Source organism: Streptomyces sp. NPDC059788 (assembly GCF_042732265.1).
Taxonomy (GTDB): Bacteria; Actinomycetota; Actinomycetes; order Streptomycetales; family Streptomycetaceae; genus Streptomyces.
Genome location: NZ_JBHWHY010000006.1, coordinates 1 through 26,027, shown reverse-complemented (window position 1 = coordinate 26,027; position 26,027 = coordinate 1). Strand labels below are relative to the sequence as shown.

The window sequence follows — 26,027 nt, the reverse complement described above, 5'->3', positions numbered from 1 at the left end:
GATGGGGGCGGACACCGCGGTCTACGCGGAAGGGCTGCAGAAGCGCTACAAGAGCCACCACGCGCTGCGCGGCGTCGACCTGTCGGTGGCCGCGGGCTCGGTGCTCGGCGTACTCGGACCCAACGGGGCGGGCAAGACCACGACCGTACGGGTGCTGTCCACGCTGCTGACGCCGGACGCGGGACATGCGACCGTCGCCGGGTACGACGTGGTGCGCCAGAGCAAGGAGGTGCGCCGCCGGATCGGCCTGGCCGGTCAGTACGCGGCCGTCGACGAACTGCTCACCGGCCGCGAGAACCTGATCCTGCTCGGCCGGCTGCTGCGCCAGGGCCGGCGCGGCGCCCGGCAGCGGGCCGCCGAACTGCTCGCGCGCTTCGAGCTGGAGCACGCAGCGGACCGCCCGGTGGGCACGTACTCGGGCGGGATGCGGCGCCGGCTCGACCTGGCCACCTGCATCATCGCCCGGCCGCCGGTGCTGTTCCTGGACGAGCCGACCACCGGCCTGGACCCGACCAGCCGCACCGTGCTGTGGAAGGTGGTGCGCGACCTCGTCGACGAGGGCATCACCGTGCTGCTCACCACGCAGTACCTGGAGGAGGCCGACCAGCTGGCCGACCAGATCGTGGTGATCGACACCGGCCGGGTGATCGCCGCGGGCACCCCGGCCGAACTCAAGCGCGCCGTCGGCACCGACCACCTCCAGGTCGCCGTGGCCCGCCCCGGCCAGCTGTCCGCCGCGCTGTCCGCCGTCTCCCCCCTGACCGGGGCCGAGCCGGTGGTGGACTCCGAGGCGCTGCGGCTGACGGTGCAGCTGGACGCCGGGCTGGAGAGCGTGGCGGCCCTCGCGGGCGCGCTGCGGGCCGCGGGCGTCGAGGTCACCGACTTCGAGGTACGGCGCCCCACCCTCGACGACGTGTTCTTCCAACTGACCGAACGCAACGAGCCGGAGGCGGCCGTCCATGAGTGAACTGCGCGTCGCGACCGTGCCGCCGGGCGGCCCGTTCGCCGGCCTGGCCGACACGGCCGCCCTGGCCGGGCGGCACCTGCTGCACCTGCGGCGGGCGCCGGGGAAGTTCCTCGGCATCGTGATGAACCCGCTGATCCTGCTGATCGCGGTGGGCTATCTCTTCCGCAACTCCATCTCGGTGCCGGGCAGCGGCAACTACCAGGAGTACCTGATGGCCGGCGTGGCCGTGCAGGTCGGCCTGGCGAGCATCGGCCCCACCGCCATCGGCGTGGCGATGGACATGCGCGGCGGCCTCGTCGACCGCTTCCGGTCGCTGCCGGTCTCCCGTACGGCCGTACTGGTCGGCCAGACGCTCTCCGACCTGATCGTCTCGGCGCTCGGCCTGGTGATCGTGATGCTGGTGGGCCTGGCCGTCGGCTGGCGGCCGCACGCGGACCCGCTGTCGGTCGCGGGCGGCTTCGCGCTGATCCTCGCCTTCGTCTACGCGATGCTCTGGGTGGGCGTGCTGCTCGGCCTGCTCCTGCGGTCCCCGGAGACCATCGACTCGGTCGGCGCGATCGTGCTGGTGGCGTTCTCGTTCCTGTCCAACGCCTTCTTCTCCGTCCAGGGGCTGCCGTCGTGGATCCGCCCCCTGGCCGAGTGGAACCCGGTCAGCTCGGTCGTCACCGCGTGCCGCACCCTGTGGGGCAACCCGGTCGTGTCCGGTACGGGGTTCCCGGCGGACCACCCGGTCCTGGTGACGGCGGGCACCCTCGCGGTGCTGCTGGCCGTATGCGTACCGCTGAGCCTGCGGGCGTACCGGAAGGCGTGAGCCGGTGCCGCGCGGCGGGACGACGTGCCGACGGGCGCCCTCGGAAGACGGCGGGAACGCCGTGGACGGGGCGCCCGGGAAGCTCGTATGAGCCTCACCGTTGCACCCCGTCCATCTCAGCTAACAAAGTGAGCTGCTCGATGTCCGGTCAGGCCCGCGCGTCCAGCACCGGGTCCTGGGCGAGTACGGACTGATACAGCTCCCGCAGCGAGCGCCCGACGTCGAGCCCCAGCTCGTCCACCAGCCAGGCGCGGGTGCGCTGGTAGACGTCCAGCGCCTCGCTCTGTCTCCCGCAGCGGTAGAGCGCGATCATCAACTGCTCGCTGAAACGCTCCCGCCCGGGATGCGCCACCACCAACTCCTGGAGGTCGGCGATCACTTCGCGCTCGCCGCCGGTGTGCAGCTTCACCATCACCAGGTCCTCGCGGAGGGTCATCAGCCGCTCTTCGAGCTGCGCGGCGGTGGAGCGGCAGAGCACGCCGTCCCCCGCGTCCAGCAGGGCGGGCCCCCGCCACAGCCGCAGGGCCTCGTGCAGCACCTCGCCCGCCCGCGCGGGGTCCTCGCGGAGCAGCTCCGACCCCTGGGAGGCCAGCCGCAGGAAGCGGGCGGCGTCCGTGGCGTCCGACGGGACGGCGAGCAGATAGCTGTTGTTGGCCGTCACGACCACGTCGTTGGGGTGCGCCCCCAGGTCCCAGGCCTCCAGCTGCTTGCGCAGCCGTACGGTGTTGGCGTGCAGCGCGTTCCTGCTGTTCGCCAGGTCCTTGTCCGGCCACAGCTCACCGACCAGCGTGTCCCAGGAAACCGTCCGCCCGGCGTGCAACGCCAGAACGGTTAACAGCGTGCGAACCTTCTTCGCCCGGATCCGGTAGGTCTTTCCCCCGTGTTCGACGCCCATTGGACCAAGAACATTGATCAGCACCGGTTTTCCCATCCCCGCTGGTGCGCGTAGAGCCGCATCTGCCGGCGACTGTCTTCCGGTCCAGCAGGGAGCGGAAGCTCATCGGCAGCGCCCTACCCCCTGGGCCCCCCGCTGCCATCGCGAATGCCAACGCTACGTACGCAGCATGATTTTTTGACGCTTTTTGACGCTCTCTTGGTGGTCTATACCTAGACCATTGAGATCTTCCCGTCTTCGATGATGCCTGTCAAGCGTCGAGAAACGGGCATAAATCCGCTAAAGGATCGGGAAACGCCTGAGATTTAAAGCCATCTTAGCCAAGTCCCCCCTGTGCGGACGGGCCGCTGCGTGCTGCCCGTCCACCCCGGGCGCGCAGGTTGCCGCGACGCCCGGGATCATTGCCCACAAGCCCGACAACAGCCCGGAGCCGCTGGTTCCGCAAGTCGCCCGGCGTATATTTCCCGCAATGAATTCTTCACCCGGCCGACCAATTCAACGGTCAACGGCCGTGGCGTGACGGGGAATGCCGCCCGAGCGCAATTCCCTCGCCCCGTGCCGGCGTATTGCGCCGGGCCCGCGCCGAAAGCCACACGCCGCCGGGGCCCGCGCCACCAGCTCCAACGCCGGCACCGGCGCTGACGCGGACGCTCGCACAGTGACGCTCACCACAAGAAACGGGCCCCGGGGGTTACTTCCGGCCACTCATGGAGTTTGATGTACCGGGCATCCTTTGCGTGCTCGTCCCGCGCACGCACGGGTGCACGGTTCGACAACAAGCACGACAGTTATGGAGCGTTCCCACTTGACTGCCCGAGTCCTGTCATCGCGCGCAGCCGTCGTCGCCGGCGGCGCCCTGCTCGCGCTCTCCCCCCTGACCGCTCAGGCCGCGCAGGCCACACCCCCCACGCAGAACGCATCCTCCCCCCAGGCCGCCCGGACCGCCCCCGCGCCGGCCCCGGCCGTAGCCGCCAAGGGCGCCACCCTCGTGGACGGCGCGAGCGGCAAGACCCTGTTCGGCAAGGAGGCGGACACCGCCCGCCCCATCGCCAGCACCGCCAAGATCATGGCCGCCTCCGTGGTCCTCGACACCAAGGGCGTCGACCTGGAACGCCAGGTCCCCGTCAAGCAGGAGTACCGGGACTACGTCACCCAGCACAGCTCCAGCACCGCGGACCTCCAGACCGGTGACAAGCTCACCGTCCGCCAGCTGCTCTACGCCACCCTCCTGCCCTCCGGCGCCGACGCGGCCTACGGCATCGCCGACACCTTCGGCACCGGCGCCACCAGCGCCGAACGCACCAAGTCGTTCATCGCCCAGATGAACACCAAGGCCGGCGAACTCGGCCTGTCGCACACCACCTTCGACTCCTTCGACGGCGGCGGCAACGACTCCAGCACCCCGACGGAGCTGACGAAGCTCGCCCGCCACGCCATGGCGAACGACACCTTCCGCACCATCGTCAAGACCAAGCAGTACAAGGGCGAGGCCCCCGCCGCCAACGGCCGTACGCGCTACTACACCTGGAACAACACCAACCAGCTGCTCGGCTCGTACGACGGCGTCATCGGCATCAAGACCGGCACCACCACCCCCGCCGGCGACTGCCTCGTCTTCGCCGCCACCCGCGGCGACAAGACCCTCGTCGGCACCGTCCTCAACAGCAAGGACCGCTACGCCGACGCGGCCAAGCTCCTGGACTACGGCTTCGGCGCGGACACCGCGAAGAACATGAAGCTCCGCACCCTCCCGGCGAACACGCAGCGCGACTGACCGTCCACCCGGAACGGGAATGAGGGGCGCGGCCACAGAAGTGGCCGCGCCCTTCGCGTCGTTCCACGGCTCTCGTCCCGGGGCCCCCGGGGCCCTTGTACCGACACCCCCTCCCGGCCGTCTCACCGCTCCCAGTACTTCGCCACCGCCTGCGCGTACGCCACCCGCCGGTCGAGCCCCGCACCCCGGACCCGGAACCGCCCCCGCGCGGACTCGGTCAGGGCCGCCCGGCCGAAGCGCCCACCCGGCCGCTTCCAGGCGGTTCGCAGGGGCGCGGTGGCGGTGCCGGCGGGGGAGTCGGAGAGAGTCAGGGCCACCAGGTAGAGCAGGACGAACGGCAGCAGCACCAGACACAGAAGCAGCGACGGCACCGTCCCCTCCCGACCGCGCAGCACCGTGCCGTCGGGCAGGCGGATCTCGTACACGGGCCGCCACCGCTTCTTCCGCGGCGGCATCCGCAGTTCGGCCAGCTGCTGCTCGCCATCCGGACCGAGCACCGTGCCACCCAGTATGACAATCGGGGCACACGCTCTTCGAGAGAACGAGTCCGTATATGCCACCTTGTGAACCTGAAAATTTATTGACAGCTTATTTACGCTCACATACTGTCATCGCTTCCGAACGTTTATGCGAATGGGGCGAGGATGAAGTTCTCCAGGACACTCGGCGTTGCTGCTGCGGCAGTTGCTCTGATCGGCATCAGCGACGCGACCGCCAACGCTTCGGGCAGCCGCTTCATCAAGAGCGCGTACAGCGACAAGTGCGCGGGCGTCGGCAGCGAGTGGGGCAACGGCGCACCGGTGATCCAGTGGACGTGTAACCCCAACGCGAGGGACGAGAGCTGGCTCTTCGTACCCACTACCGACGCGAACGGCGCGCGCGCCTACTTCCTCAAGAACGACCACTCCGGCAAGTGCATGGGTGTCGGCTCCGAGCTCGGCAACGGTGCCCCCGTCATCCAGTACAGCTGCAACGGCTCGGTCGACGAGAAGTGGTGGTACGGCAACGGCGTCTTCCGGAACGTCTACTCCGGCAAGTGCCTGGGCACCGGCTCCGAAAAGGGACAGGGCACCCGGCTGATCCAGTGGACCTGCAACGGCGCGATCGACGAGCTCTTCGCCATCTCGCCCGGCCCCTTCTAAAACCGCTTCCGGCCGGCCACGCCTCGCGGGACCGGCTTCGCCGACGGCTGCGGAACACAACGGCCCAGCCCTGGGAACCACTTCCCCGGGCTGGGCCTTCGTCATGAAGCGGGCGACGGGAACCGAACCGCCCCACAGGCACGGCCGGCGCTGCAAGTGCTGGTCAGACGGCGGCGCGTACCTCTTGAGGATCATGCAAGTCGCTCTCCGGGCGTACCGGGCCGTCATGCCCCGGTGTGATCGCAGGCGCGGGAAGTACCTCCCGAAGGCGAGGTGCCGGTCATTCGCTCCTGCATAGCCTCGAAGGTGCAGGAGGCAGGGAGAACAGGGCCCGGCCTCCGCGGACTTGTTGCCTGGCGGGCTTCCCCGTCCGCGGGCAAACGACTCTCACGCACCGTCTCCGTACCGGCACGTTCACCGGGCCTTTCCCCACACCGGCCCGCCGGACGGGGAGGAAGGATCCCCCCACCATGCTCTCCATACCGCCCCGACAGACCGGTGCACACGCCGCGGGTGTGCCTGCGTCTGTGAAGAAGAGGGCCTCGGCTGTGACCCTCGCGCTCCTTGTGCCGCTGGCCGCCACCGGCTGTTATCCGGCCGACGCCAGCCCGGCCCACACCGCCGGCGCGCCGGCGGACGCCCGCCCCGGCGCGGACCACGGCCACGAGCGCCTCTTCCCCGGCCTCGGCAACGGCGGTTACGACGCGCGGAGCTACAACGTCCACTTCGACTACCGCGCCGGTACGTCCCAGATGGCGGCCAGTTCCGTGATGGATGCCGTCGCCACGCAGAATCTCTCCCGCTTCAGCCTCGACTCGGCGGTCAAGGACGTCGAGATGGTCACCGTCAACGGCCGCCCGGCCCGCTTCCGCACGGACGACAAGCGCGAAAAGCTGCATGTAGTGCCGGAGAAACCGGTGCGCGACGGCAAGGCTTTCCGCGTCCGGATCCGCTACACCGCCGACCGCTCCAAGGACCCGGTCTCGCCCGCCTATCACCTTCCGAAGGGCACCAAGTGGCCGGTCAAGAGCTGGATCAACACCAAGGACGGCTTCGCCTTCATGGGTCAGCCCGACCGCGCCCATCTCTTCTTCCCCTCCAACGACGTGCCCGCCGACAAGGCCCGCGTCACCTTCGGCGTCACCGTGCCGCGCGGCACGAAGGTCGTGGCCAACGGCGACCTGGTACGGCAGCGGCAGCTCGCGGGCTCTCGCGACGAGTTCACGTACGCCACCCGCGATGAGATCCCCACGGACGTCACCCAGGTGGCGGTGGGCAACTTCCGTCCCGTCGACCAGCGCGGCCCGCACGGCCTGCCCGTACGCAGCTGGGTGCCGGCCGGGCAGTACGACAAGACCGTCAAGAACGCGCAGCGCACCGCGGACCAGGTCTCCTGGCTGGAGAAGACGCTCGGCCTGCGTTACCCCTTCGCCCGGTACGGAGTCCTCGGCGTCGACAGCGACTACAACGGCGTGGCACTGGAGACCGCCACTCTCTCCACCTTCTCCGCCCACGCCCTGACGGTGGCCCCGGAGAAGGTCACCCCGATCATGGTGCACGAGATCGCGCACCAGTGGTTCGGCGACGCCGTATCCGTGCGCACCTGGGACGACATGTGGGTCAGCGAGGGCCACGCGACCTACTACCAGATGCTCTACGCCGCGTCCCACGGCGGTGACGCCCTCGACGCCACCATGAAGAAGGAGTACGCGGGAGACGCCGGGCAGCGCGCCTCGGGCGGCCCGCCCGGACGCCTGAAGAAGGCCACGAGCCTGCTCTTCAACACGGACGCCCCCGGCGCCCTGATGCTCTACGGGCTGCAGAACAAGGTCGGCGAATCGACCTTCCGGAAGATCGAATCCACCTTCTTCCGTACGTACCAGGGCCGTTCGGCCGGCACCCAGGACTACATCGACGTCGCCAACCGCGTCTCCGGCCAAGACCTCACGCCGTACTTCAAGTCCTGGATCTACGGAAAGACCACACCACCGATGCCCGGCCACCCAGACTGGAAGCCCGCCCAAACGGGCTGACCCCAGCCCGCCTCCGAGCCCGGCAGCCCCAGCCACACGGTCACCAGCGACCAGGCCAGACCGTCCACGCCACGGGCACGAAAAGCCCAAACCAAACCAACTCGGACAGCACAGAGGCCCAGCCTGGGGATATCCCTGGACTGGGCCTTTGTCTGTGGAGCGGGTGACGGGAATCGAACCCGCGCTCCGAGCTTGGCAATCAGGGGGCGTGGTGCCTCTGACGCCTCCCTGACCTGGGTAAACGATCCGTATCGGGGCATGGCTGTAGGTGACTCCCCGGCTCTCCGCTGACCGTCGTATACCGCGGTGTCCGGCACGACACCGGCACGGCGGCTTGTGAGGGTCACGATGCCGTGCCTTGAAGGCCGTGCGAGAGGACTATCGGCTGGTCGACGGTGAACGTGGGCCCGCGGGGGTTGCCGGTGCGAATGAGGGCCTTGCGGAATTTGTCTGAGGGCGGTGGCTGACACCGTCGTCTCGGGGCGCGCCCGGGCCGGCCCTACCTCCCTGTACAACGTGAGGGAGTCGGCTCGCTCCTCGAAAGTGGAACGCCACGTACGGCTCCGTCGGGCAGCCGGACGTGTCGGGGCGGTGGTGCGTCATGCGGTGCTGTTGTTGAGGTAGAGGCGGTGGGTGAGGATGTCGCGGGCGACGTCGAGCAGGGGGCGGTCGTGGGTGTAGGCGTGGGCGCGTAAGCGGAGGAGGGCCTGGTCGAGGGGGAGGCGGAGCTGGACGGAGAGGACGCCGGCGGCCTGGTGGACCTCGGCACGGTGCAGGGCGAGGCCGGGGCCGTGTTCGCCGGTGAGCAGGCGGGCGGGGGAGGTGCGCAGGAGCAGGGTCAGTGCGGCGCGGGCGAAGCGGTCGGTGGCTTCTTGCTGTGGGGCGGTGGGTGGGCCGGGGCGGATGCGGTAGACGGTCAGGACGCCGGCGGGGACGACGCCCAGGCGTAGCGGTACGGCCACGACGGCGCGGGCGGGGGTGTCGGCGGCGGCGGGCAGGAACTGCGGCCAGCGGTCGAGGGCGGTGCGGGTGAGGTCGGGTTCGGTGATGGTGCGGCCGGTGCGGGCGGCGTCCAGGGTGGGGCCTTCGCCGAGGGTGTATTGCAGGTCGTCCAGTTGCGGGCCGAGCAGGTCGGCCGCGTTGTCGGTCCAGACGAGTTCGAGGTGGCCGCGGGGGGTGGCCAGGCACAGGGTCAGTGCGTCGTGGCCGAGCAGGCGCGCGGTCGCCCCGGGGGACAGGGCGTCAAGGCCCCGGCCGGTGCGCGCGGCATGGCGCAGCCGGTCGAAGAGGGTATTGATCTCGGCACGGGGCATGGTCCACCTTCTGTCGCGGGCACCGCGGGCACCGCGGGCACCGCGGGCACCGCGGCGGGGCGGGGCGCCGCTGGATGCTGTGTACGGCGGGGCCGTCACGAGCGGGACAGTTCGTCGGGGACCGTGCCGTGGGCGACGTCGGTGGCCAGGTCGGTGAGTTTGCGCTGGCGGGCGCGGGCGTATGCGCGCAACCGGTGGAACGCGTCGTCCAGGCTGATGCGCAGGCGTTCGGACAGCACGCCCTTGGCTTGTTCGATGACCAGACGGCTGTCCAGCGCGGTGGTCAGCTGTTCGATCAGGACGGCCTGGCCGTGCAGGTCGTGCCGGTGGCCGAAACAGGACGCGGCGGCAGTGGCCAGCGCCTGGGCGATCCGCAGGTCCGATCCGTCGGGCAGGGCGTCGGTGTCCTGCCCGCTGCCCATCAGGTTCAGGGCTCCGACGCTGAGGGCAGGGGTGCGCAGCGGGACCGCGGCCACAGCGGTGATGCCGGCCCGCTGGGCGCGGCGGGCGAAGCGTGGCCAGCGCAGCGCAGCCGGGCCGGTCAGGACGGCGGTGGGCACGGCGGTACCCTCGCGGGTGGCGTCCACGCAGGGGCCCTCGTTGAGGTCGATCTGGTCGTCCTCCAGCTGGCGGCAGCGTTCGTCGGAGGCGGTCGCGTACTCCACCCGACCCAGGTCGTCGAGGACGGTCACGCCGGCCCCGGCCACCGGCAGCAGGGCGGTTGTGTATGCGGTCAGGTCGTGCAGCAGCTCCAGCGGATCGAAGTCCGCAGCGCGGTGAACCAGATCGCGCACCGCTTCGGCGATGCGCACTTCCCGCAGGGTCGCAGGCATGAAGGACGCCGATCGGCAGGCTCCCGCCTCCACGGCGTGGACGCGGGGACAGGGCGCGCGCCTAGCGGTGGGAGCGGAAGTCCGGCCACACGGGGCCGCCGATGCCCGCGGACGGGAACCGCTGATGCCACCTGCTCTCCGCCTGACCCGCCCCGGCCGCCACGCCGGCTGGTTCCACCCAGCCCGAGACGACCTCACGGTGCACCTCCAGCTTAGCGCCCCAGGCCCGATACGGGCAGGGTTCACCGTGCCGGCTGTCAAGGTTTTCGGCACGGATATCGGCGTTACGAGTGCGATGAACCTCAGCCAGCCGCCGTGGCGTCCCGGTGAAGGACCGAAGTTACTCGGGCAACCACACCCGTGGTCGGCCGGACAGCACCGGGCCGACTTCGCATCGTTCCGGCGTGAGCTGAGCCGCCCAGCCCCTCTTCACGCATCGAGGCTGGTGCCCGTCCTCGCGCAGGAGCCCGCCTGGAGCCGCAGTCAGCGGACAGCGCGGATCATCACCGTACCGAAGCGCGCGAGCGATGGTGGTCTGCTCGTCGCGGTCGAGCATGGCGAGGTCATCGGGTACGCGTTGTTCGGTCTTCCGAAGCGGAGTCCGCACGTGCGGCTCGCGCACCTGTGCGTCGCCGGGGAGCACTGCGGGAACGGTGTGACGCGGCTGCTGGTGGAGGAGATCCGGCGCAGGCACCGGGACCGGCTGGGGATCAAGGCGAAGTGCCGTCGCGACTACGGGATCAGCGACATGTGGACGAGCCTGGGGTTCGGTTCCGCGCGGGGAAGTGCGGGGGCGCGGACGAGACGGGGAGATCCTGGACGGCTGGTGGCTGGACCATGACCACCTGGGCCTGTTCGCGGGCATGGAAAGCGAAGCTCTGCTGGTCGTTGCGGCAGGCCCAGATGTACCGGCCGGCCGACCTCATGGGCACGAAGTTCCGTGCGGGCGAGCTGCCCCCTGGGGCGGAGGCCGAGCCCGTGGCGTGCTTCGACCAGTCGGGAGCTGGCGGCCCTGCTGGCCGAGGTCTGCGGGACCGCTCAGGAGGTGGTGGCCGTTGGCGGTGAGGTGGCCCGCGAGCTGGGGCGGGACGAGGCTGCTGCGCTCCGGGCCGGTATACCGGCCGAGGCGGCGGGCGTGGTCGAGCGGGCTTGGTGGCCGGCGAACGGGAGGTCAGGGCTCTCGGATGAGGGCTATGGCCGTCAACTCGGTGCGCCAATCGTCGCCTTGTGGCACGCGAGTGGCACGCGACTCAAATTGGTCTAGACAACAAACAAGTCCCAGGCCGCTGACCTGGGACTTCGATATGGAGCGGGTGACGGGAATCGAACCCGCGCTCTGAGCTTGGGAAGCTCATGTTCTACCATTAAACTACACCCGCTTGAGCGTCGCCCGTGGTGAGGGCGATGCAGCGTCGCACACTCTACCTCATCGCAGGCCCCCGGTGCAGTTGGCCGTGGGGCCCGGTCGTGTGTGGGGGGTGGGTTGCGGTCGGGTGGGCGGGAGTTGGGGCGTACGGTTGGGGCGCGGAGTGCCGCTTTCGGTGGCGCCCAGTTCATCCCCTAATGTGGCTTTTGTTGTCCATGCACTTGGGAGAGGGACTTGATGGAGCGCACCGTCGTACGTTGTGCCGAAGGGCACGTGTTCAGCACCGCTTCGTTCCCCATGCAGACCACGGACCGGCTCGGCCCCGGACGGCTGCTGCGGTGTCCGCGCTGTGCGCGGCTGCGGCATTCGGTGCCGGTGGAGTGCGAGAAGCGCTGAGGCCGAGGCCGGCGGGCCCCGACCGTACGCCCTGGGGCGGCGGTCCGGTGGCGGGCCGGGTGGGGATGCGAGGCGGACGGCAGTCGGTGGAGCGGCTGTGAATTATGTGGGTGAGGGCCCGGTTCCCCGGTGGTGGGGGCCGGGCCCTTGCCGTGGGGTGGGCCGTCGCCCCGTCGCCCCGTCGCCCCGTCGCCCCGTCGCCCCGTCGCGCCGTCGCGCCGTCGCCCCGTCGCACCGTCGTGGCGGGGGCGCGCTCGGCAGATGGAGCGCCCCGGGGTGCAGCAGTTGCGCGTCGCGGCCGGGGGAGAGGGCGGTGGTGTGCGGGGTGGGTGGGGGCGGGCGCGTATCCTCGATGCGTGCTTCTCTCAGACAAGGACATCCGGACCGAGATCGACGCGGGCCGGGTCCGCATCGATCCCTACGACGAGTCGATGGTGCAGCCGTCGAGTATCGATGTGCGCCTCGACCGGTACTTCCGGGTGTTCGAGAATCACCGGTACCCGCACATCGACCCCGCGGTGGAGCAGCAGGACCTGACGCGCGAGGTGGTGCCGGAGGGGGACGAGGCGTTCATCCTGCACCCCGGTGAGTTCGTGCTCGCCTCGACGTACGAGGTCATCACGCTGCCCGACGACCTGGCGTCGCGGCTGGAGGGTAAGAGTTCGCTGGGGCGGCTGGGGCTGCTGACGCACTCGACGGCCGGCTTCATCGACCCGGGTTTCAGCGGCCACGTGACGCTGGAGCTGAGCAATGTCGCGACGCTGCCGATAAAGCTGTGGCCCGGTATGAAGATCGGGCAGCTGTGCATGTTCCGGCTGACGTCGGCCGCGGAGCATCCGTACGGCTCCGCGAAGTACGGGTCGCGGTACCAGGGCCAGCGGGGGCCGACGCCCTCGCGGTCGTTCAAGAATTTTCATCGGACACAGGTCTGAGGGTGCGAGAGAACCAGTGAGTGGTGTGCGGGAGAACCTGACGTACGAGCGCTTCGGTGGCGCGATTCGTGATCTGGCGCAGGCGGTCGCCGACGACGGGTACGAGCCCGACATCGTGCTGTCGATCGCGCGCGGCGGCGTTTTCGTTGCCGGCGGGCTGGCGTACGCGCTGGACTGCAAGAACATCCACCTGGTGAACGTGGAGTTCTACACCGGGGTCGGTACGACGCTGGAGATGCCGGTCATGCTGGCGCCGGTGCCCAACGCGATCGACTTCTCCGACAAGAAGGTGCTGATCGCGGACGACGTCGCCGACACCGGCAAGACGCTGAAGCTGGTGCACGACTTCTGCCTGGGGACGGTGGCCGAGGTCCGCAGCGCGGTGATCTATGAGAAGTCGCACTCGCTGGTGAAGTGCGAGTACGTGTGGAAGCGCACGGACGAGTGGATCAATTTCCCGTGGAGCGTCGAGCCCCCGGTGGTCCGCCGTGAGGGTCAGGTCCTCGACGCCTGAGTCCTGAGTCTGAGTACGGCGAAGGACGTATACGGCGTATACGGCACAGAGCGCACCGCGTGGCGCGTGACGCGTAGGGCTTGTGGGGCGGTGGGGCGGCTGCCGGTCCCGGGCCGAGGAACGCATCGGGTGAGTGACGCACCCGGTGCGTTTCCGCGTTTCTGCATTGCCGCATTGCCACGCTTCGGCATTGCTGTGGCCTGCCGTGGCGCGACGCGCCATCCGTGTTTGCCGTGCGGTACGTGAATTCGGGCCAATCCCGTTCCGGCTGTTCCGCCGGTCGCTACCTCCGAGTAGAAACCGGCGGTGACTGCAGACTGGAGGGGAGGCCCGAGGGTGCGTGCGAGAGCGGGGCGGCTGTTGGCCGCCGCAGCGGCGTTGGCGGTGGGGTTCGGCGGAGCGGGTGTGGTCGCGGGGGTGGGCGCCGGTACGGCGGTGGCCGCCCGGGGCGCAGCCGCTGCCGCCGAGCCGCTGCCTCCGGAGCTGGAGAAGATCCGGGCGGCCGAGGCCGTGCGGCTTTACGGGGACGCCGCCGAGCGGCCGGCCGCGCAGCGCAAGTCCGCGTTGATCTCGGTGGGGGACAGCGAGATCGCGGGCGAGGGCGTGGGGACGTACGAGCCGGGGACGAACGGGCCGGACAACTGGTGCCACCGCTCGCCGGACGCCGCCGTCCACCGGACCGGGATACCGGCGGACGTGACGTACAACGTCGCCTGTTCCGGCGCGACCACCGGCAACATCAACATCGGCGGGAGCAAGCAGTACGCCGACGAGCTGGTGCAGAGCGACAACCTGGCGATCAAGGCCAGGAACACCCGGCTGAAGCTGGTGCTGCTGGTGGCCGGGGCCAACGACGACCTGCAGTTCTCGTCGGTGATGACGGACTGCGTCACCCGCTGGTTCACCTTGCAGGGCACCTGCGAGCCCAAGTACCGGCCGGGGTGGCAGGGCCGCGTCGACGCGCTGGTGCCCAAGGTCGAGCGCAGCGTGCGCGATCTGCGGACCGTGATGCGCGGGGCCGGGTACGCCGACGGCGACTACAAGCTGGTCGTGATGGGCTATCCGAGCCCGATCGGGCCGGACATCGAGGACAACCCGAACTTCCCCGGCAAGCTGCCGGGCGGGTGCACGGGCTACACCTCCGACGCGGCGTGGGGCCGCAACACCGCCGTACCGGCCTTCGAGAAGGGGATGCGGAAGGTCGCGGCGGACACCGGCGCGACGTACCTCGACAACTCGCGGCTCTTCCACGGGCACGAGGTGTGCATGGAGGACGCCTGGGCGCGCGGGCTGTACGTCGACCTGGCCAATCCCTTCCCGCCGGACTCCAATTCCGTACGGCAGTCCTTCCACCCGAACGCGCGCGGTCACGCCGCCTTCGCCTCCTGCCTGACGCAGCTCTACGCGTCGGACCGGCGCGAGGCGTCCTGCGCCGACCCGGCGAGCACCGGGCAGCCGAAGCTGTTCCCGCCGGCCTGGGACGACGTGTACAAGCCGCTGAAGAACGCCGGTACGGGCAGCTGCGTGGACGCCGAGGGCGCGGGCAGCGGTAACGGCACGGCGGTCGTGGGCTGGGACTGCAACGGTCAGCGGAACCAGGAGTGGTGGCACGACGCGGAGCGCCGCTCGGTGCACGTCGGGCTGACGCAGGACCGGTGCCTGGACGTGCCGGGCGCGAAGTACGAGGCCGGGGCCGGGCTGGTGCTGTGGAACTGTTCGGGCGCGGCCAACCAGCAGTTCACGAGGGACGCCGCGAGCGGGTGGGTCCGGCCGGCGGCGGCGCCGGGGCTGTGCCTGACGCTGGGCTCGGCCAAGGACGCGGTACGGCTGCGGAAGTGCGACGGGTCGGCGGCACAGCGGTTCGCGTGACGGACGGGTAGGGACCTGGTCGTTCCGGTACGCGGAAGGCCCCGCTCCGGGCGGAGCGGGGCCTTCCGGAAGTGGCGCCCGGACAGTGGGTGGGCCTGCGGCCGGCTTGGGCGTACGGCTAGAGCGTGCCCAGCTTGACCAGGGCCAGCAGCGCGACCAGCTGGATCGCGGAGGCGCCCAGCGCCTTGGGCCACGGCAGGTCGTGCGACTTGCTCACCATCGAGGTGAACAGGGCGCCCGCGGCCAGCCAGGTGGCCCAGCCCACCACCTGTACGAGGGTGCTGTCGCCGCCCAGGAACATCGCGAAGAGCAGGCGCGGCGCGTCCGTGACCGACATGATCAGCATGGACAGGCCGATGGTCGGCTGCCAGGCGCCGTCGCCGCCGAGCTGGCGGGCGAGGGTGTGGGTGACCGCGCCCAGGATCAGGCCGCCGATGACGAACATCACGGCGGTGATCAGGACCCACGGGATGCTGTTGGACAGCGTGGCGTTGAGCACGTCCTCGCGGGCCTTGTCGAAGCCGAAGACCGCGAGCAGGCCGTAGACGAACGTGACGATCAGGGCCGGGCCCCAGACCGGGTGGTCGCGCATCTGCCAGAACGTCGGGTTCGGCCGGGTGACCAGGCCGGTCAGCAGCTGCTTCCAGTGCAGGCGGGGGCTGGCCGGCGGGGCCGTGGCCTGGCCCGCGCGGTAGGTGCCGCCGTCGCCGTACGCCTCGTCGCCGTACTGGCCGCCGGGGCCGCCGTTGTCGTAGTGGCCGTTCGGCGGCGCGCCGGGCGGGCCGTACGCGTCCGGGGCCTCGCCGACGCTGAACTGCTGTGTGTGGCCCGGGCTGTTGTCGTTGGTGTACGGGGCGTACGACTGCTGCTGCGGCTGGTAGCCGCCGTCACCGAAGTACTCGGGCTCGCCGTGCCGGTCGCCGCCGTGCGGGCCTGCGGGGTGCGGGCCGCCGTACGGCTGCGGGGGCTGCGGCGGCCGGTGCGGTTGCTGCTGCCACTGCTGCCCGTGCGGAGACGGGGGCTGCTGCCCGTACGGCTGTTGCTGCCCGTACGGTGCCTGCTGCCCCTGCTGCTGCCCCTGTTGCGCGGAACGGGCGTCCCGTCCGCGACCCATCCTGAATCCAGCCACGTCATCGAACGTACCTGGTCTCGGAGGCCCCGTGGCCGGGTGCGGGGACACCGGGCGGGTTTGCTGCCGACCTGTGACATCCCCTAGGGGAGCGCAGGCGGGTCCCCGAGGGGACGCGCGACACAAGGCGGGGAGGGGAGGGCGCGGGAGCAATCGCGGACCGCGCTCCACCGGCCCATGAGGCATCGGATCGTCGTCGTCCGACGCCTCACGGGCGGGGGTCCGGCTGCGGTTACGGGGGGATACCGGCCGGTACCCAGGGGCCGGCCCGCCATCGGTGGACGCCGTCGGTATGCACCGACGCGCGGACGCACCGGCGTAGCCGACTCGACCCTGGCACCCAGACCGTAGCCGCACGGGGGCAGCCGCATGATCCATTCTGCGCAGCCGGTATCCGGATCACGCTGCGTGTTGGCGGCGGGGCGGCCGTCCCGACAGTGACTGGAGTGGCTGCGTCCGCATGGCGGCCGCGGTGCCAGGGGTGCCCGGGATGTCCGGGGTAGCCGGGGCCTCGCGGTGACTGGAGCGGCTGCTTCCTCACGGTGACTGGAGCGTCTGCGACGGTGTCTCCCCGAACCGCTCCCGGTAACTGCGCGCGAACCGCCCGAGGTGCACGAAGCCCCACCGGTACGCCACCTCGCCCACGCTCAGCTCGCCGGGCCCCGCGCCGCGCAGCTCGTCCCGTACGCGGCGCAGCCGTACGTCGCGCAGATAGGCCATCGGCGACATGCCGACGTGCCTGCGGAAGCCCTCCTGGAGCCACCGCACGCCGACCCGGGCGACGGCGGCCAGCTCGGCGGTGTCGAAGGGGTGCTCGGGCCGCTCCTCGATGGCGTCCACCGCCCGCTTCACGGGCGCCGGGCGATACGACGGCGCCGTCGGGGCGGACGGCCGGCTCAGCTCCTCGCGGTACGGGTGCTCGGCGGCCAGCAACAGCCCGCTCAGCAGCGCCTCCTGAAGAGGCGCCGACACCAGCGGCTGGTGCATCAGCCCGTCCGCCTCCTGGATGTCCCGTACGGCCGTCCGCACCAGCCGCGCCCAGCTGAGCCCCGGCCCCCTGGACACGTCGAGGGCGGGGGCGAAGCGCACCGGGGTGCGGACGGCCCGGCCGAGCAGGTGCTCCAGATGCTGTTCCAGGTCCGCCGTACGGATCTTCACCGCCAGCAGCCGGCACCCGCCGCTCCACCGGTCGATGGTGGTGGCGCCGTCCGGCTGGAACACCCCGGCCCGTTCCGGTGTGGCGGTCTCCGACACCCGGGCCCCCTGCCGCCACTGGATGCCGCCGGTCAGCGGTACGTCCACGTGGTACGAGCCCAGCTCCCCGAACCGCAGCCGCAGCTCCGCTTCGAACCCCACCTCGCCGACGGTGACCGCGCCCAGCCGTACGACGTCGAAGGACGCGCCCACGTCGTCGCTCGGGCGCAGCCGGTCGATGTGGTTGGGGTGGAACGCCGAACCGAGCGCCCACCTCGCCTCGTCCAGGTCGGCCGTACGCAGGGACAGCACGGAAGGTGTGGAGGGAACAGAAGGAACAGAAGGGACAGAAGGCCCCGACGGGGCATCGGCCCGCGGCTCCGCAGACATGATCAGTACGACCCTCTCCCCCGGGCGGACAGAACCGTCCGTCCGGTTCCGGCCGCCTCAACTGCGCACGGGGAAAGAATAGGTGCATGCCCCGGGCGGCGGACGGGGGTTGTCCGCGGACGGCGAGGGCCGCTCCGGGGGCGCGGGGCGGTCAGCTGTAGCCGTCGGCGTCGAGGGGTCCGGGGAGGGGTGCGAGGTCCGTGCCGGGGGTGTCGAGGGCGGTGGTGGCCCGGGGGCTCTTCGGGGTGCGTCTTCGGCCTCGTACGGGCGTGCGGCGTGCTCGTCCGGACATGCGTCCACCGTGTCCCGCTCCGCCTCAAGAGGCCCAGTAGCACCGTCGGTCGGTGGTGATGGTGCAGGGCGGCCCGACAGAGCGCAATGGCCGCGGCGGAATGCGACGGTGCTGATCAGGACGTCTTCGCCGCGCCCCGCGCCACCCGCTCGTACAGCTCCCGCGCCCCCTTGTCGAAGAGGACGGCCGTCGACTCCGCGTCCGTGTCGCCGCCGCTCAGCACGCCGATCAGGCGCCCGGGGCGGCGGGCGTCGTGGTGGTCGGCCAGCCAGGGGCCGCCGCTGGTGCCGTCGTAGAAGCCGCCGCACCGCATCCGCGTCATGTAGGGCTCGTCGTCGTCACGCCGGGAGTCCGTGGTGCAGGTGATCGGGCGGTTGCCGGGGTTGTACGCCTCGTTGGGGTAGCCGACGACGGTGACGTGGCGGCGGAAATCCGAGGACCAGTCGGGGGTGGCGGCGCCGACGACCTCCTGCACCGTGCGGCCCTGCGCGTCCGGCTCGACGGTGAGGAAGGCGTAGTCGCCGCGGTCGTCGTCCTCGTCGCGCCACGCTTTGGGCACGTGGACGCCGCTGACCTTCCACTTCCCGTACGGGAACGTGCCCTCCCCGGCCCCCGAGAAGCGTGGCGCGAACTGTACGTCGCCGGTGATCGGACCGGGCTCGTACTCGTCGTCCTCGTCCGTGTCCTCGTCCTCGTCCTCTTCCCGGAAGTGGACGCAGTGCGCGGCGGTGGCGAGCATGTTGCCCTTCGGGCTGTCGATGACGCTCGCGGTGCAGTAGTGCTCGCCCTCGGAGATCAGGACGCCGACGAAGGGCAGCCCCTCGAAGGACCGGGCGGCGGGCTGCGCGGGGTCCGCCGCCTGCGACAGGCCGCACCCGGCGACCGTGACGAGTGCGGCGAGCGCGGCTGCCGTGGCGAGGACGGCGGGGGCGGTTCTCATGTACGGGACGGTACGTCGTGACGCCCCGGCACGCCGCGACGACTTCGGTACGTCGTCACGCGCGCGTACGTCGATACGAGGGCGTGACGTCGGAACGCTCCTGGTGCGTCGCTACGGGGCTGGTGCGTTGTGACGGGCCTGGCACGTCGCTACGTCACTGTGACGTCGCTACGGTACGGGCACGACGACACGGTACCGAAACGTCGTGACGCTATGGACGCGTCGCTGCGCACCCGTGACGTCGATACGCCTCCGTAACGTCGATACGGCCACGTGACGTCACTACGCCCCCGTAACGTCACCCCACCCCTCCTCAACGGCAACGGCCGGCCCCGCCGAAGCGGGACCGGCCGTGGGCCGACGGGTGGGCCGGTTACTTCACCGGCTCCGGTTCCGGGGCGTCCGACGGGGCTTCCTCGCCCGCCGGGTCGACCGGGGTCTTGACGGAGTCCAGCAGCAGCTGGGACACGTCCACGACCTGGACGGATTCCTTCGCCTTGCCGTCGTTCTTCTTGCCGTTGACCGAGTCGGTGAGCATGACCAGGCAGAACGGGCAGGCGGTGGAGACGATGTCCGGGTTGAGGGACAGGGCCTCGTCGACGCGCTCGTTGTTGATGCGCTTGCCGATCCGCTCCTCCATCCACATGCGCGCGCCGCCCGCGCCGCAGCAGAAGCCGCGCTCCTTGTGGCGGTGCATCTCCTCGTTCCGCAGGCCCGGCACCTTGGCGATGATCTCGCGCGGCGGTGTGTAGACCTTGTTGTGGCGGCCCAGGTAGCAGGGGTCGTGGTAGGTGATCAGACCCTCGACCGGGGTGACGGGGACCAGCTTGCCCTCGTCGACGAGGTGCTGGAGCAGCTGGGTGTGGTGGACGACCTCGTACTCGCCGCCGAGCTGCGGGTACTCGTTCGCGATCGTGTTGAAGCAGTGCGGGCAGGTCGCGACGATCTTCTTCTTGGCCTTGGGGACGGTCACGCCCTCGTCCGCGTCCTCGCCGAACGCCGTGTTCAGCATCTCGACGTTCTGCTGGCCGAGCTGCTGGAAGAGGAACTCGTTGCCCAGGCGGCGGGCCGAGTCGCCAGTGCACGCCTCGTCACCGCCCATGATCGCGAACTTCACGCCGGCGATGTGCAGCAGCTCGGCGAACGCCTTGGTGGTCTTCTTGGCGCGGTCCTCCAGGGCGCCCGCGCAGCCGACCCAGTACAGGTACTCGACCTCGGTGAGGTCCTCGATGTCCTTGCCGACGACCGGGACCTCGAAGTCGACCTCCTTGGTCCACGCCAGGCGCTGCTTCTTGGCCAGGCCCCAGGGATTGCCCTTCTTCTCCAGGTTCTTCAGCATCGTGCCGGCCTCGCTGGGGAAGCTGGACTCGATCATGACCTGGTAGCGGCGCATGTCGACGATGTGGTCGACGTGCTCGATGTCGACCGGGCACTGCTCGACGCAGGCACCGCAGGTGGTGCAGGACCACAGGACGTCGGGGTCGATGACGCCGTTCTCTTCGAGGGTGCCGATCAGCGGGCGCTCCGCCTCGGCGAGCGCGTCCGCGGGCACGTCCTTGAGCTGGGCGGCGGTCGCCTTCTCGGTGCCCTCCTCGTCCTTGCCGCCGCCGGCGAGCAGGTACGGGGCCTTGGCGTGCGCGTGGTCGCGCAGCGCCATGATCAGCAGCTTGGGCGACAGCGGCTTGCCGGTGTTCCAGGCCGGGCACTGCGACTGGCAGCGGCCGCACTCGGTGCAGGTGGAGAAGTCGAGCAGGCCCTTCCAGGAGAAGTGCTCGACCTGGGAGACGCCGAACTGGTCGTCCTCGCCCGGGTCCTCGAAGTCGATCGGCTTGCCCGCGCTGGTCATGGGCTGGAGCGCGCCGAGCGCCACGTCGCCGCTGGACTCGCGCTTGAACCAGATGTTCGGGAAGGCCAGGAAGCGGTGCCAGGCCACACCCATGTCGGTCTTGAGCGCGACCGTGATCATCCAGATGAAGGACGTCGCGATCTTCAGGCCGGCGAAGAAGTAGGTGAGGTTCTGGAGCGTGGCGACATCCATGCCCGCCAGCCACGAGACGACCGGGTACGAGATGAAGAACGAGGCCTCGTAGCCGTCCACGTGGTGCTGGGCGCCCTCCAGCGCGTGCAGCATGAAGATGCAGACGCCGACGATCAGGATGACCGCCTCGACGAAGTACGCCTGCCCGAAGTTGGAGCCGGTGAAGCGGGACTTTCGGCCCGCCTTGCCGGGCTTGCTGACCTGCCGGATGCCGATCAGGAACAGGATGCCGAGCACCGTCATCGTGCCGATGAACTCGACGAAGACGTTGTACGGCGCCCACTCGCCGATGACGGGCAGCAGCCAGTCCGCCTTGAAGAGCTGGCCGATGGCGTTGACGATCGTCAGCAGCAGCGAGAAGAAGCCCACCGCCACGAACCAGTGCGCCACGCCCACGACGCCCCAGCGGTTCATCCGGGTGTGGCCGAGGAACTCCTTGACCACCGTGACCGTGCGTTGCGTGGGGTCGTCGGTCCGGGTGCCGGCGGGTACGGGCTGGCCGAGCCGCATCGTGCGGACGATCTGCAGGATGGCACGGCCGAACAGTGCGACGCCGACCGCGATAAGGACCAGCGACACGATGATCGCGGCGAGTTGCATGGGTGGCTCCTCGGGCCTGCGAGTGCGGGGGTTACGGGGAATACTTTGAGGGGCTGCGCGTACGTATGAGGGGTACGCGGAGTCCGGCGGTACAAGGTCTACAGCGATTACTAAGCAGTAACTTTTCGGGTCTGCGCTGAGGTTACCCAGTATCCCGAGCCCCATGAAGCCGCCCGGCCGGTGATCTGTGTCGCGCAGGCAACCCTTCCCGCCCCGTCCCGCGTCCTCCGAAGCGGGGAGTGACGGTAAGTGCGACATAAAAGTTGAGCGGGCCACGCTCAGGTCAATTGACAGGCTGGCGGACGTGCTGCACGCTTGAGCCTGTTCCACTCAAGTCATGGAGGAATCGAAATGGCACGTGCGGTCGGCATCGACCTGGGCACGACGAACTCCGTCGTCAGTGTTCTCGAAGGCGGTGAGCCCACCGTCATCACCAACGCCGAGGGCGCCAGGACCACGCCGTCCGTCGTCGCCTTCGCCAAGAACGGCGAGGTGCTGGTCGGCGAGGTCGCGAAGCGCCAGGCGGTCACCAACGTCGACAGGACGATCCGTTCGGTCAAGCGCCACATGGGCACTGACTGGAAGGTCAACCTGGACGGCAAGGACTTCAACCCGCAGCAGATGAGCGCCTTCATCCTGCAGAAGCTCAAGCGGGACGCGGAGGCCTACCTCGGCGAGAAGGTCGCGGACGCGGTCATCACCGTTCCGGCCTACTTCAACGACTCCGAGCGCCAGGCCACCAAGGAGGCCGGCGAGATCGCGGGTCTGAACGTCCTGCGCATCGTCAACGAGCCCACCGCCGCGGCTCTGGCCTACGGCCTGGAGAAGGACGACCAGACCATCCTGGTCTTCGACCTCGGTGGCGGTACCTTCGACGTCTCGCTGCTGGAGATCGGCGACGGTGTCGTCGAGGTCAAGGCGACCAACGGTGACAACCACCTCGGTGGTGACGACTGGGACCAGCGCGTCGTCGACTACCTGGTCAAGCAGTTCAACAACGGCCACGGCGTCGACCTGTCCAAGGACAAGATGGCGCTCCAGCGGCTGCGCGAGGCCGCGGAGAAGGCGAAGATCGAGCTGTCGTCGTCCACCGAGACGACGATCAACCTGCCCTACATCACCGCCTCCGCCGAGGGCCCGCTGCACCTGGACGAGAAGCTCACCCGGGCGCAGTTCCAGCAGCTGACCCAGGACCTCCTGGAGCGCTGCAAGACCCCGTTCCACAACGTCATCAAGGACGCCGGCATCGAGCTGTCCGAGATCGACCACGTGGTCCTGGTCGGCGGCTCGACCCGTATGCCGGCCGTCGCCGAGCTGGTCAAGGAGCTGACCGGCGGCAAGGACGCCAACAAGGGCGTCAACCCGGACGAGGTCGTCGCCATCGGCGCGTCGCTGCAGGCCGGTGTCCTCAAGGGTGAGGTCAAGGACGTCCTCCTGCTGGACGTCACCCCGCTGTCCCTCGGTATCGAGACCAAGGGCGGCATCATGACCAAGCTCATCGAGCGGAACACGACGATCCCGACCAAGCGCTCGGAGATCTTCACCACCGCCGAGGACAACCAGCCCTCCGTGCAGATCCAGGTCTACCAGGGCGAGCGCGAGATCGCGGCGTACAACAAGAAGCTCGGCATGTTCGAGCTGACCGGTCTGCCCCCGGCCCCGCGCGGCGTGCCGCAGATCGAGGTCACCTTCGACATCGACGCGAACGGCATCATGCACGTCGCGGCGAAGGACCTCGGCACCGGCAAGGAGCAGAAGATGACCGTCACCGGCGGCTCCTCGCTGCCGAAGGACGAGGTCGACCGGATGCGCCAGGAGGCCGAGCAGTACGCGGACGAGGACCACCGCCGCCGCGAGGCCGCCGAGTCCCGCAACCAGGGCGAGCAGCTCGTCTACCAGACGGAGAAGTTCCTCAAGGACAACGAGGAGAAGGTCCCCGCCGAGGTGAAGACCGAGGTCGAGACCGCCGTCGGCGAGCTGAAGGAGAAGCTCAAGGGCGAGGACACGGCCGAGATCCGCACCGCGACCGAGAAGGTCGCCGCGGTCAGCCAGAAGCTGGGCCAGGCCATGTACGCCGACGCGCAGGCCGCGGGTGGCGCCGAGGGCGCCGCCGGTGCCGCGGGTGCCGCCGGCGGCCAGCAGGCCAAGGCCGAGGACGATGTCGTCGACGCCGAGATCGTCGACGACGAGAAGCCGAAGAAGGACGGTGCCGCGTGACGGAGGAGACTCCGGGCTTCGAGGAGAAGCCCGACGTCCCCGCCGAAGCCGCACAGACCCCTGATGACGCGGCGCAGGCCGAGTCCGCCGACACGGCGGGCTCGGCCCCGGCCGGGGAAACGAACCAGGACGTAGCCGTCACGGCGCAGCTGGACCAGGTGCGCACCGCGCTCAACGAGCGCACCGCGGACCTCCAGCGGCTCCAGGCGGAGTACCAGAACTACCGTCGCCGGGTGGAGCGGGACCGGGTGTCGGTGAAGGAGATCGCCGCGGCGAATCTGCTCACCGAGCTGCTGCCCGTGCTCGACGACATCGGCCGGGCCCGGGAGCACGGCGAGCTGGTCGGCGGCTTCAAGTCGGTGGCCGAGTCGCTGGAGACGGTGGCCGCGAAGCTGGGCCTCCAGCAGTTCGGCAAGGAGGGCGAGCCCTTCGACCCGACGATCCACGAGGCCCTGATGCACTCGTACGCTCCGGATGTCACGGAGACCACGTGCGTCGCCATCCTCCAGCCCGGGTATCGCATCGGTGAACGAACGATCCGCCCCGCGCGGGTCGCTGTCGCCGAGCCGCAGCCGGGCGCGCAGCCCGGCAAGGCCGCCTCGGAGGACGACGCCAAGGCTTCGGACGAGGAGAGCGGTGGCCCGGACGAGGGCTGACGCGGCGGCAGGGACAGCAGTACGGGAGGAGGGACGTCGGGGATGAACACCAAGGACTTCGTGGAGAAGGACTACTACAAGGTCCTCGGCGTCCCGAAGGACGCCACCGAGGCGGAGATCAAGAAGGCGTACCGCAAGCTGGCCCGGGAGTTCCACCCGGATGCCAACAAGGGGGACGCCAAGGCCGAGGACCGCTTCAAGGAGATCTCCGAGGCCAACGACATCCTCGGTGACCCCAAGCGCCGCAAGGAGTACGACGAGGCGCGGGCGCTGTTCGGCAACGGCGGCTTCCGCGCCGGCCCCGGCGGCGCCGGCGGCGGATCGTTCAACTTCGACCTGGGTGACCTCTTCGGAGGCGGCGCGCAGGGCGGCGCCCAGGGCGGTGGCTTCGGCGGCGGTCTCGGCGACGTCTTCGGCGGCCTGTTCAACCGCGGTGGCGGCGGTACGCGTACGCAGCCCCGCCGCGGCCAGGACGTCGAGTCCGAGGTGACGCTCAGCTTCACCGAGGCGGCGGACGGGGCCACGGTCCCGCTGCGGATGTCCAGCCAGGCGCCCTGCAAGGCGTGTTCGGGCACCGGCGACAAGAACGGCACGCCGCGCGTGTGCCCGACCTGTGTCGGCACCGGACAGGTCAGCCGCGGCGGCGGTGGCGGTTTCTCGCTCACCGACCCGTGCGTGGACTGCAAGGGCCGTGGCCTGATCGCCGAGAACCCGTGCGACGTCTGCAAGGGCAGCGGCCGGGCGACCAGTTCGCGCACGATGCAGGTGCGTATCCCGGCGGGCGTCTCCGACGGGCAGCGCATCCGGCTGCGCGGCAAGGGCACCCCGGGCGAGCGCGGCGGACCGAACGGCGACCTGTACGTCGTCGTGCACGTCGAGGCCCACCCGGTCTTCGGCCGCAAGGCCGACAACCTCACCGTCACCGTGCCGGTCACCTTCCCGGAGGCGGCGCTCGGCGGCGAGGTGCGGGTGCCGACGCTCGGCGGCCCGCCGGTGACGCTCAAACTCCCGGCCGGCACTCCCAACGGACGTACGATGCGCGTGCGCGGCAAGGGCGCCACGCGCAAGGACGGCACCCGGGGCGACCTGCTGGTCACCGTCGAGGTGAGCGTCCCCAAGGACCTCGGCGACACCGCACGGGAGTCGTTGGAGTCCTACCGCGAGGCGACCGCGGGTGAGGACCCGCGGGCGGAGCTGTTCCAGGCCGCGAAGGGAGCTTGAGTCGGATGGATGGCCGGGGCGGGCGTCGGAACCCGTATGAGCTGACCGAAGAGTCGCCGGTGTACGTCATCTCCGTCGCGGCTCAGCTCTCGGGTCTGCATCCGCAGACCCTGCGTCAGTACGACCGCCTCGGCCTGGTCTCGCCGGACCGTACGGCGGGGCGCGGCCGGCGCTACTCGGCCCGGGACATCGAACTGCTCCGGGAAGTGCAGCGGCTGTCGCAGGACGAGGGCATCAACCTCGCCGGCATCAAGCGCATCATCGAACTGGAGAACCAGGTCACGGCCCTGCGCCAGCGGGTCGCCGAGCTCCAGCACGCGGTCGAGGGCGCGGCCGCCGCCATCCAGCAGCGGGAGGCGGCGGTGCACGCCTCGTACCGCCGGGACCTGGTGCCGTATCAGGACGTGCAGCAGACCGGCGCGCTGGTGGTCTGGCGTCCGAAGAAGCGCTCCGAGTAGGGGCCTTCACAGGGTTCGCGGCGCGGGGCCGGGGTGCACACGCACCC

At 70.2% G+C, this 26,027-nt stretch carries 23 protein-coding genes and 1 tRNA gene; 14 read left to right on the top strand and 10 right to left on the bottom strand.

The window, feature by feature from the left end; all coding sequences use genetic code 11:
* The first annotated feature begins 1 nt into the window (after nt 1).
* Together ACFV57_RS07040 and ACFV57_RS07035 are read left to right on the top strand one after the other, a co-directional pair.
* Complete coding sequence (locus ACFV57_RS07040; RefSeq protein ID WP_385226564.1) at nt 2-967, top strand: ATP-binding cassette domain-containing protein; 966 nt, start codon at nt 2-4, stop codon at nt 965-967.
* On the top strand, nt 960-1,778 hold the full coding sequence (locus ACFV57_RS07035) for an ABC transporter permease (RefSeq protein WP_385226562.1): 819 nt from the start codon (nt 960-962) through the stop codon (nt 1,776-1,778). Before ACFV57_RS07040 ends, ACFV57_RS07035 begins: the two co-directional genes overlap by 8 nt.
* Nucleotides 1,779-1,926: 148 nt before the next feature.
* Here ACFV57_RS07035 and ACFV57_RS07030 read toward each other — a convergent pair whose 3' ends face one another.
* Nucleotides 1,927-2,673, bottom strand: coding sequence for a BTAD domain-containing putative transcriptional regulator (locus ACFV57_RS07030; RefSeq protein WP_385226560.1), 747 nt, complete (start codon nt 2,671-2,673; stop codon nt 1,927-1,929).
* Nucleotides 2,674-3,478: 805 nt separating this feature from the next.
* Between ACFV57_RS07030 and ACFV57_RS07025 the strand changes: the two genes are divergently transcribed.
* The gene (locus ACFV57_RS07025) at nt 3,479-4,447 is read left to right on the top strand and encodes a D-alanyl-D-alanine carboxypeptidase family protein (protein WP_385226558.1); all 969 of its coding nucleotides are present in this window, start codon (nt 3,479-3,481) and stop codon (nt 4,445-4,447) included.
* 122 nt (nt 4,448-4,569) lie between these two features.
* Here ACFV57_RS07025 and ACFV57_RS07020 read toward each other — a convergent pair whose 3' ends face one another.
* Entirely contained in the window at nt 4,570-4,944 is a 375-nt protein-coding gene (locus tag ACFV57_RS07020; protein WP_385226556.1) for a hypothetical protein, read from the bottom strand.
* A 147-nt stretch (nt 4,945-5,091) separates the two neighbouring features.
* On the opposite strand from ACFV57_RS07020, the gene ACFV57_RS07015 reads away from it, so the two are divergent.
* The gene (locus ACFV57_RS07015; RefSeq protein WP_385226554.1) at nt 5,092-5,589 is read left to right on the top strand and encodes an RICIN domain-containing protein; all 498 of its coding nucleotides are present in this window, start codon (nt 5,092-5,094) and stop codon (nt 5,587-5,589) included.
* Nucleotides 5,590-6,137: 548 nt separating this feature from the next.
* Complete coding sequence (locus ACFV57_RS07010) at nt 6,138-7,622, top strand: M1 family metallopeptidase (RefSeq protein ID WP_385226552.1); 1,485 nt, start codon at nt 6,138-6,140, stop codon at nt 7,620-7,622.
* A gap of 599 nt (nt 7,623-8,221) precedes the next feature.
* Here ACFV57_RS07010 and ACFV57_RS07005 read toward each other — a convergent pair.
* Both ACFV57_RS07005 and ACFV57_RS07000 read right to left on the bottom strand, forming a co-directional pair.
* Nucleotides 8,222-8,935 carry a GAF and ANTAR domain-containing protein gene (locus tag ACFV57_RS07005; RefSeq protein ID WP_385226549.1) on the bottom strand — a complete coding sequence of 238 codons (714 nt, stop codon included), beginning with the start codon at nt 8,933-8,935 and terminating at the stop codon, nt 8,222-8,224.
* 95 nt (nt 8,936-9,030) lie between these two features.
* A complete protein-coding gene (locus ACFV57_RS07000) occupies nt 9,031-9,768 on the bottom strand; it encodes an ANTAR domain-containing protein (protein WP_385226547.1) in 738 nt (245 codons plus the stop codon).
* A gap of 247 nt (nt 9,769-10,015) precedes the next feature.
* Here ACFV57_RS07000 and ACFV57_RS06995 point away from each other — a divergent pair, with 247 nt between their 5' ends.
* Nucleotides 10,016-10,609 (top strand): GNAT family N-acetyltransferase, encoded by a 594-nt coding sequence (locus ACFV57_RS06995; protein WP_385226545.1) that lies wholly within the window; start codon nt 10,016-10,018, stop codon nt 10,607-10,609.
* A gap of 464 nt (nt 10,610-11,073) precedes the next feature.
* Here the strand turns inward: ACFV57_RS06995 and ACFV57_RS06990 are convergent.
* A tRNA-Gly gene (locus ACFV57_RS06990) sits at nt 11,074-11,147 on the bottom strand.
* 221 nt (nt 11,148-11,368) lie between these two features.
* Here ACFV57_RS06990 and ACFV57_RS06985 point away from each other — a divergent pair.
* The 4 genes from ACFV57_RS06985 (at nt 11,369) to ACFV57_RS06970 (ending at nt 14,845) form a co-directional block, all read left to right on the top strand.
* Nucleotides 11,369-11,530, top strand: coding sequence for a hypothetical protein (locus tag ACFV57_RS06985; RefSeq protein ID WP_385227002.1), 162 nt, complete (start codon nt 11,369-11,371; stop codon nt 11,528-11,530).
* 356 nt (nt 11,531-11,886) lie between these two features.
* The gene (gene dcd, locus ACFV57_RS06980) at nt 11,887-12,462 is read left to right on the top strand and encodes a dCTP deaminase (protein ID WP_385226543.1); all 576 of its coding nucleotides are present in this window, start codon (nt 11,887-11,889) and stop codon (nt 12,460-12,462) included.
* A gap of 16 nt (nt 12,463-12,478) precedes the next feature.
* Nucleotides 12,479-12,976: a phosphoribosyltransferase gene (locus tag ACFV57_RS06975; protein WP_385226542.1), complete on the top strand. Its 498-nt coding sequence runs from the start codon at nt 12,479-12,481 to the stop codon at nt 12,974-12,976.
* Between the two features lie 336 nt (nt 12,977-13,312).
* Entirely contained in the window at nt 13,313-14,845 is a 1,533-nt protein-coding gene (locus ACFV57_RS06970; protein ID WP_385226540.1) for a ricin-type beta-trefoil lectin domain protein, read from the top strand.
* A gap of 118 nt (nt 14,846-14,963) precedes the next feature.
* Here ACFV57_RS06970 and ACFV57_RS06965 read toward each other — a convergent pair whose 3' ends face one another.
* The 5 genes from ACFV57_RS06965 to ACFV57_RS06945 form a co-directional block, all read right to left on the bottom strand.
* Complete coding sequence (locus ACFV57_RS06965) at nt 14,964-15,959, bottom strand: Yip1 family protein (protein ID WP_385226972.1); 996 nt, start codon at nt 15,957-15,959, stop codon at nt 14,964-14,966.
* A 552-nt stretch (nt 15,960-16,511) separates the two neighbouring features.
* On the bottom strand, nt 16,512-17,480 hold the full coding sequence (locus ACFV57_RS06960; RefSeq protein ID WP_385226538.1) for an AraC family transcriptional regulator: 969 nt from the start codon (nt 17,478-17,480) through the stop codon (nt 16,512-16,514).
* Between the two features lie 229 nt (nt 17,481-17,709).
* Nucleotides 17,710-17,850 carry a hypothetical protein gene (locus ACFV57_RS06955; RefSeq protein ID WP_385226536.1) on the bottom strand — a complete coding sequence of 47 codons (141 nt, stop codon included), beginning with the start codon at nt 17,848-17,850 and terminating at the stop codon, nt 17,710-17,712.
* 115 nt (nt 17,851-17,965) lie between these two features.
* Entirely contained in the window at nt 17,966-18,790 is an 825-nt protein-coding gene (locus tag ACFV57_RS06950; RefSeq protein ID WP_385226534.1) for a trypsin-like serine peptidase, read from the bottom strand.
* A 373-nt stretch (nt 18,791-19,163) separates the two neighbouring features.
* Nucleotides 19,164-21,428: a heterodisulfide reductase-related iron-sulfur binding cluster gene (locus tag ACFV57_RS06945; RefSeq protein ID WP_385226532.1), complete on the bottom strand. Its 2,265-nt coding sequence runs from the start codon at nt 21,426-21,428 to the stop codon at nt 19,164-19,166.
* Nucleotides 21,429-21,779: 351 nt separating this feature from the next.
* On the opposite strand from ACFV57_RS06945, the gene dnaK reads away from it, so the two are divergent.
* The 4 genes from dnaK to ACFV57_RS06925 are packed head-to-tail and all read left to right on the top strand — an operon-like array spanning nt 21,780 to nt 25,980.
* The gene (gene dnaK / locus ACFV57_RS06940) at nt 21,780-23,645 is read left to right on the top strand and encodes a molecular chaperone DnaK (RefSeq protein WP_385226530.1); all 1,866 of its coding nucleotides are present in this window, start codon (nt 21,780-21,782) and stop codon (nt 23,643-23,645) included.
* Nucleotides 23,642-24,301 (top strand): nucleotide exchange factor GrpE, encoded by a 660-nt coding sequence (gene grpE, locus ACFV57_RS06935; RefSeq protein WP_385226528.1) that lies wholly within the window; start codon nt 23,642-23,644, stop codon nt 24,299-24,301. Before dnaK ends, grpE begins: the two co-directional genes overlap by 4 nt.
* 42 nt (nt 24,302-24,343) lie before the next feature.
* A complete protein-coding gene (gene dnaJ / locus ACFV57_RS06930; protein ID WP_385226526.1) occupies nt 24,344-25,522 on the top strand; it encodes a molecular chaperone DnaJ in 1,179 nt (392 codons plus the stop codon).
* A 5-nt stretch (nt 25,523-25,527) separates the two neighbouring features.
* The gene (locus ACFV57_RS06925) at nt 25,528-25,980 is read left to right on the top strand and encodes a heat shock protein transcriptional repressor HspR (protein WP_385226524.1); all 453 of its coding nucleotides are present in this window, start codon (nt 25,528-25,530) and stop codon (nt 25,978-25,980) included.
* Nucleotides 25,981-26,027: the final 47 nt, after the last annotated feature.

What these genes read in the sequence shown, in the direction of transcription:
- ACFV57_RS06925 (WP_385226524.1), top strand. Translation starts at nt 25,528, where the DNA reads ATGGATGGCCGGGGCGGGCGTCGGAACCCGTATGAGCTGACCGAAGAG.
- dnaJ (WP_385226526.1), top strand. Translation starts at nt 24,344, where the DNA reads ATGAACACCAAGGACTTCGTGGAGAAGGACTACTACAAGGTCCTCGGC.
- dnaK (WP_385226530.1), top strand. Translation starts at nt 21,780, where the DNA reads ATGGCACGTGCGGTCGGCATCGACCTGGGCACGACGAACTCCGTCGTC.
- ACFV57_RS07030 (WP_385226560.1), bottom strand. Translation starts at nt 2,673, where the DNA reads ATGGGCGTCGAACACGGGGGAAAGACCTACCGGATCCGGGCGAAGAAG.
- ACFV57_RS06955 (WP_385226536.1), bottom strand. Translation starts at nt 17,850, where the DNA reads ATGTCCGGACGAGCACGCCGCACGCCCGTACGAGGCCGAAGACGCACC.
- ACFV57_RS07000 (WP_385226547.1), bottom strand. Translation starts at nt 9,768, where the DNA reads ATGCCTGCGACCCTGCGGGAAGTGCGCATCGCCGAAGCGGTGCGCGAT.
- ACFV57_RS06950 (WP_385226534.1), bottom strand. Translation starts at nt 18,790, where the DNA reads ATGAGAACCGCCCCCGCCGTCCTCGCCACGGCAGCCGCGCTCGCCGCA.
- ACFV57_RS06945 (WP_385226532.1), bottom strand. Translation starts at nt 21,428, where the DNA reads ATGCAACTCGCCGCGATCATCGTGTCGCTGGTCCTTATCGCGGTCGGC.
- ACFV57_RS07035 (WP_385226562.1), top strand. Translation starts at nt 960, where the DNA reads ATGAGTGAACTGCGCGTCGCGACCGTGCCGCCGGGCGGCCCGTTCGCC.
- ACFV57_RS07040 (WP_385226564.1), top strand. Translation starts at nt 2, where the DNA reads ATGGGGGCGGACACCGCGGTCTACGCGGAAGGGCTGCAGAAGCGCTAC.
- ACFV57_RS06965 (WP_385226972.1), bottom strand. Translation starts at nt 15,959, where the DNA reads ATGGGTCGCGGACGGGACGCCCGTTCCGCGCAACAGGGGCAGCAGCAG.
- ACFV57_RS07005 (WP_385226549.1), bottom strand. Translation starts at nt 8,935, where the DNA reads ATGCCCCGTGCCGAGATCAATACCCTCTTCGACCGGCTGCGCCATGCC.
- ACFV57_RS07015 (WP_385226554.1), top strand. Translation starts at nt 5,092, where the DNA reads ATGAAGTTCTCCAGGACACTCGGCGTTGCTGCTGCGGCAGTTGCTCTG.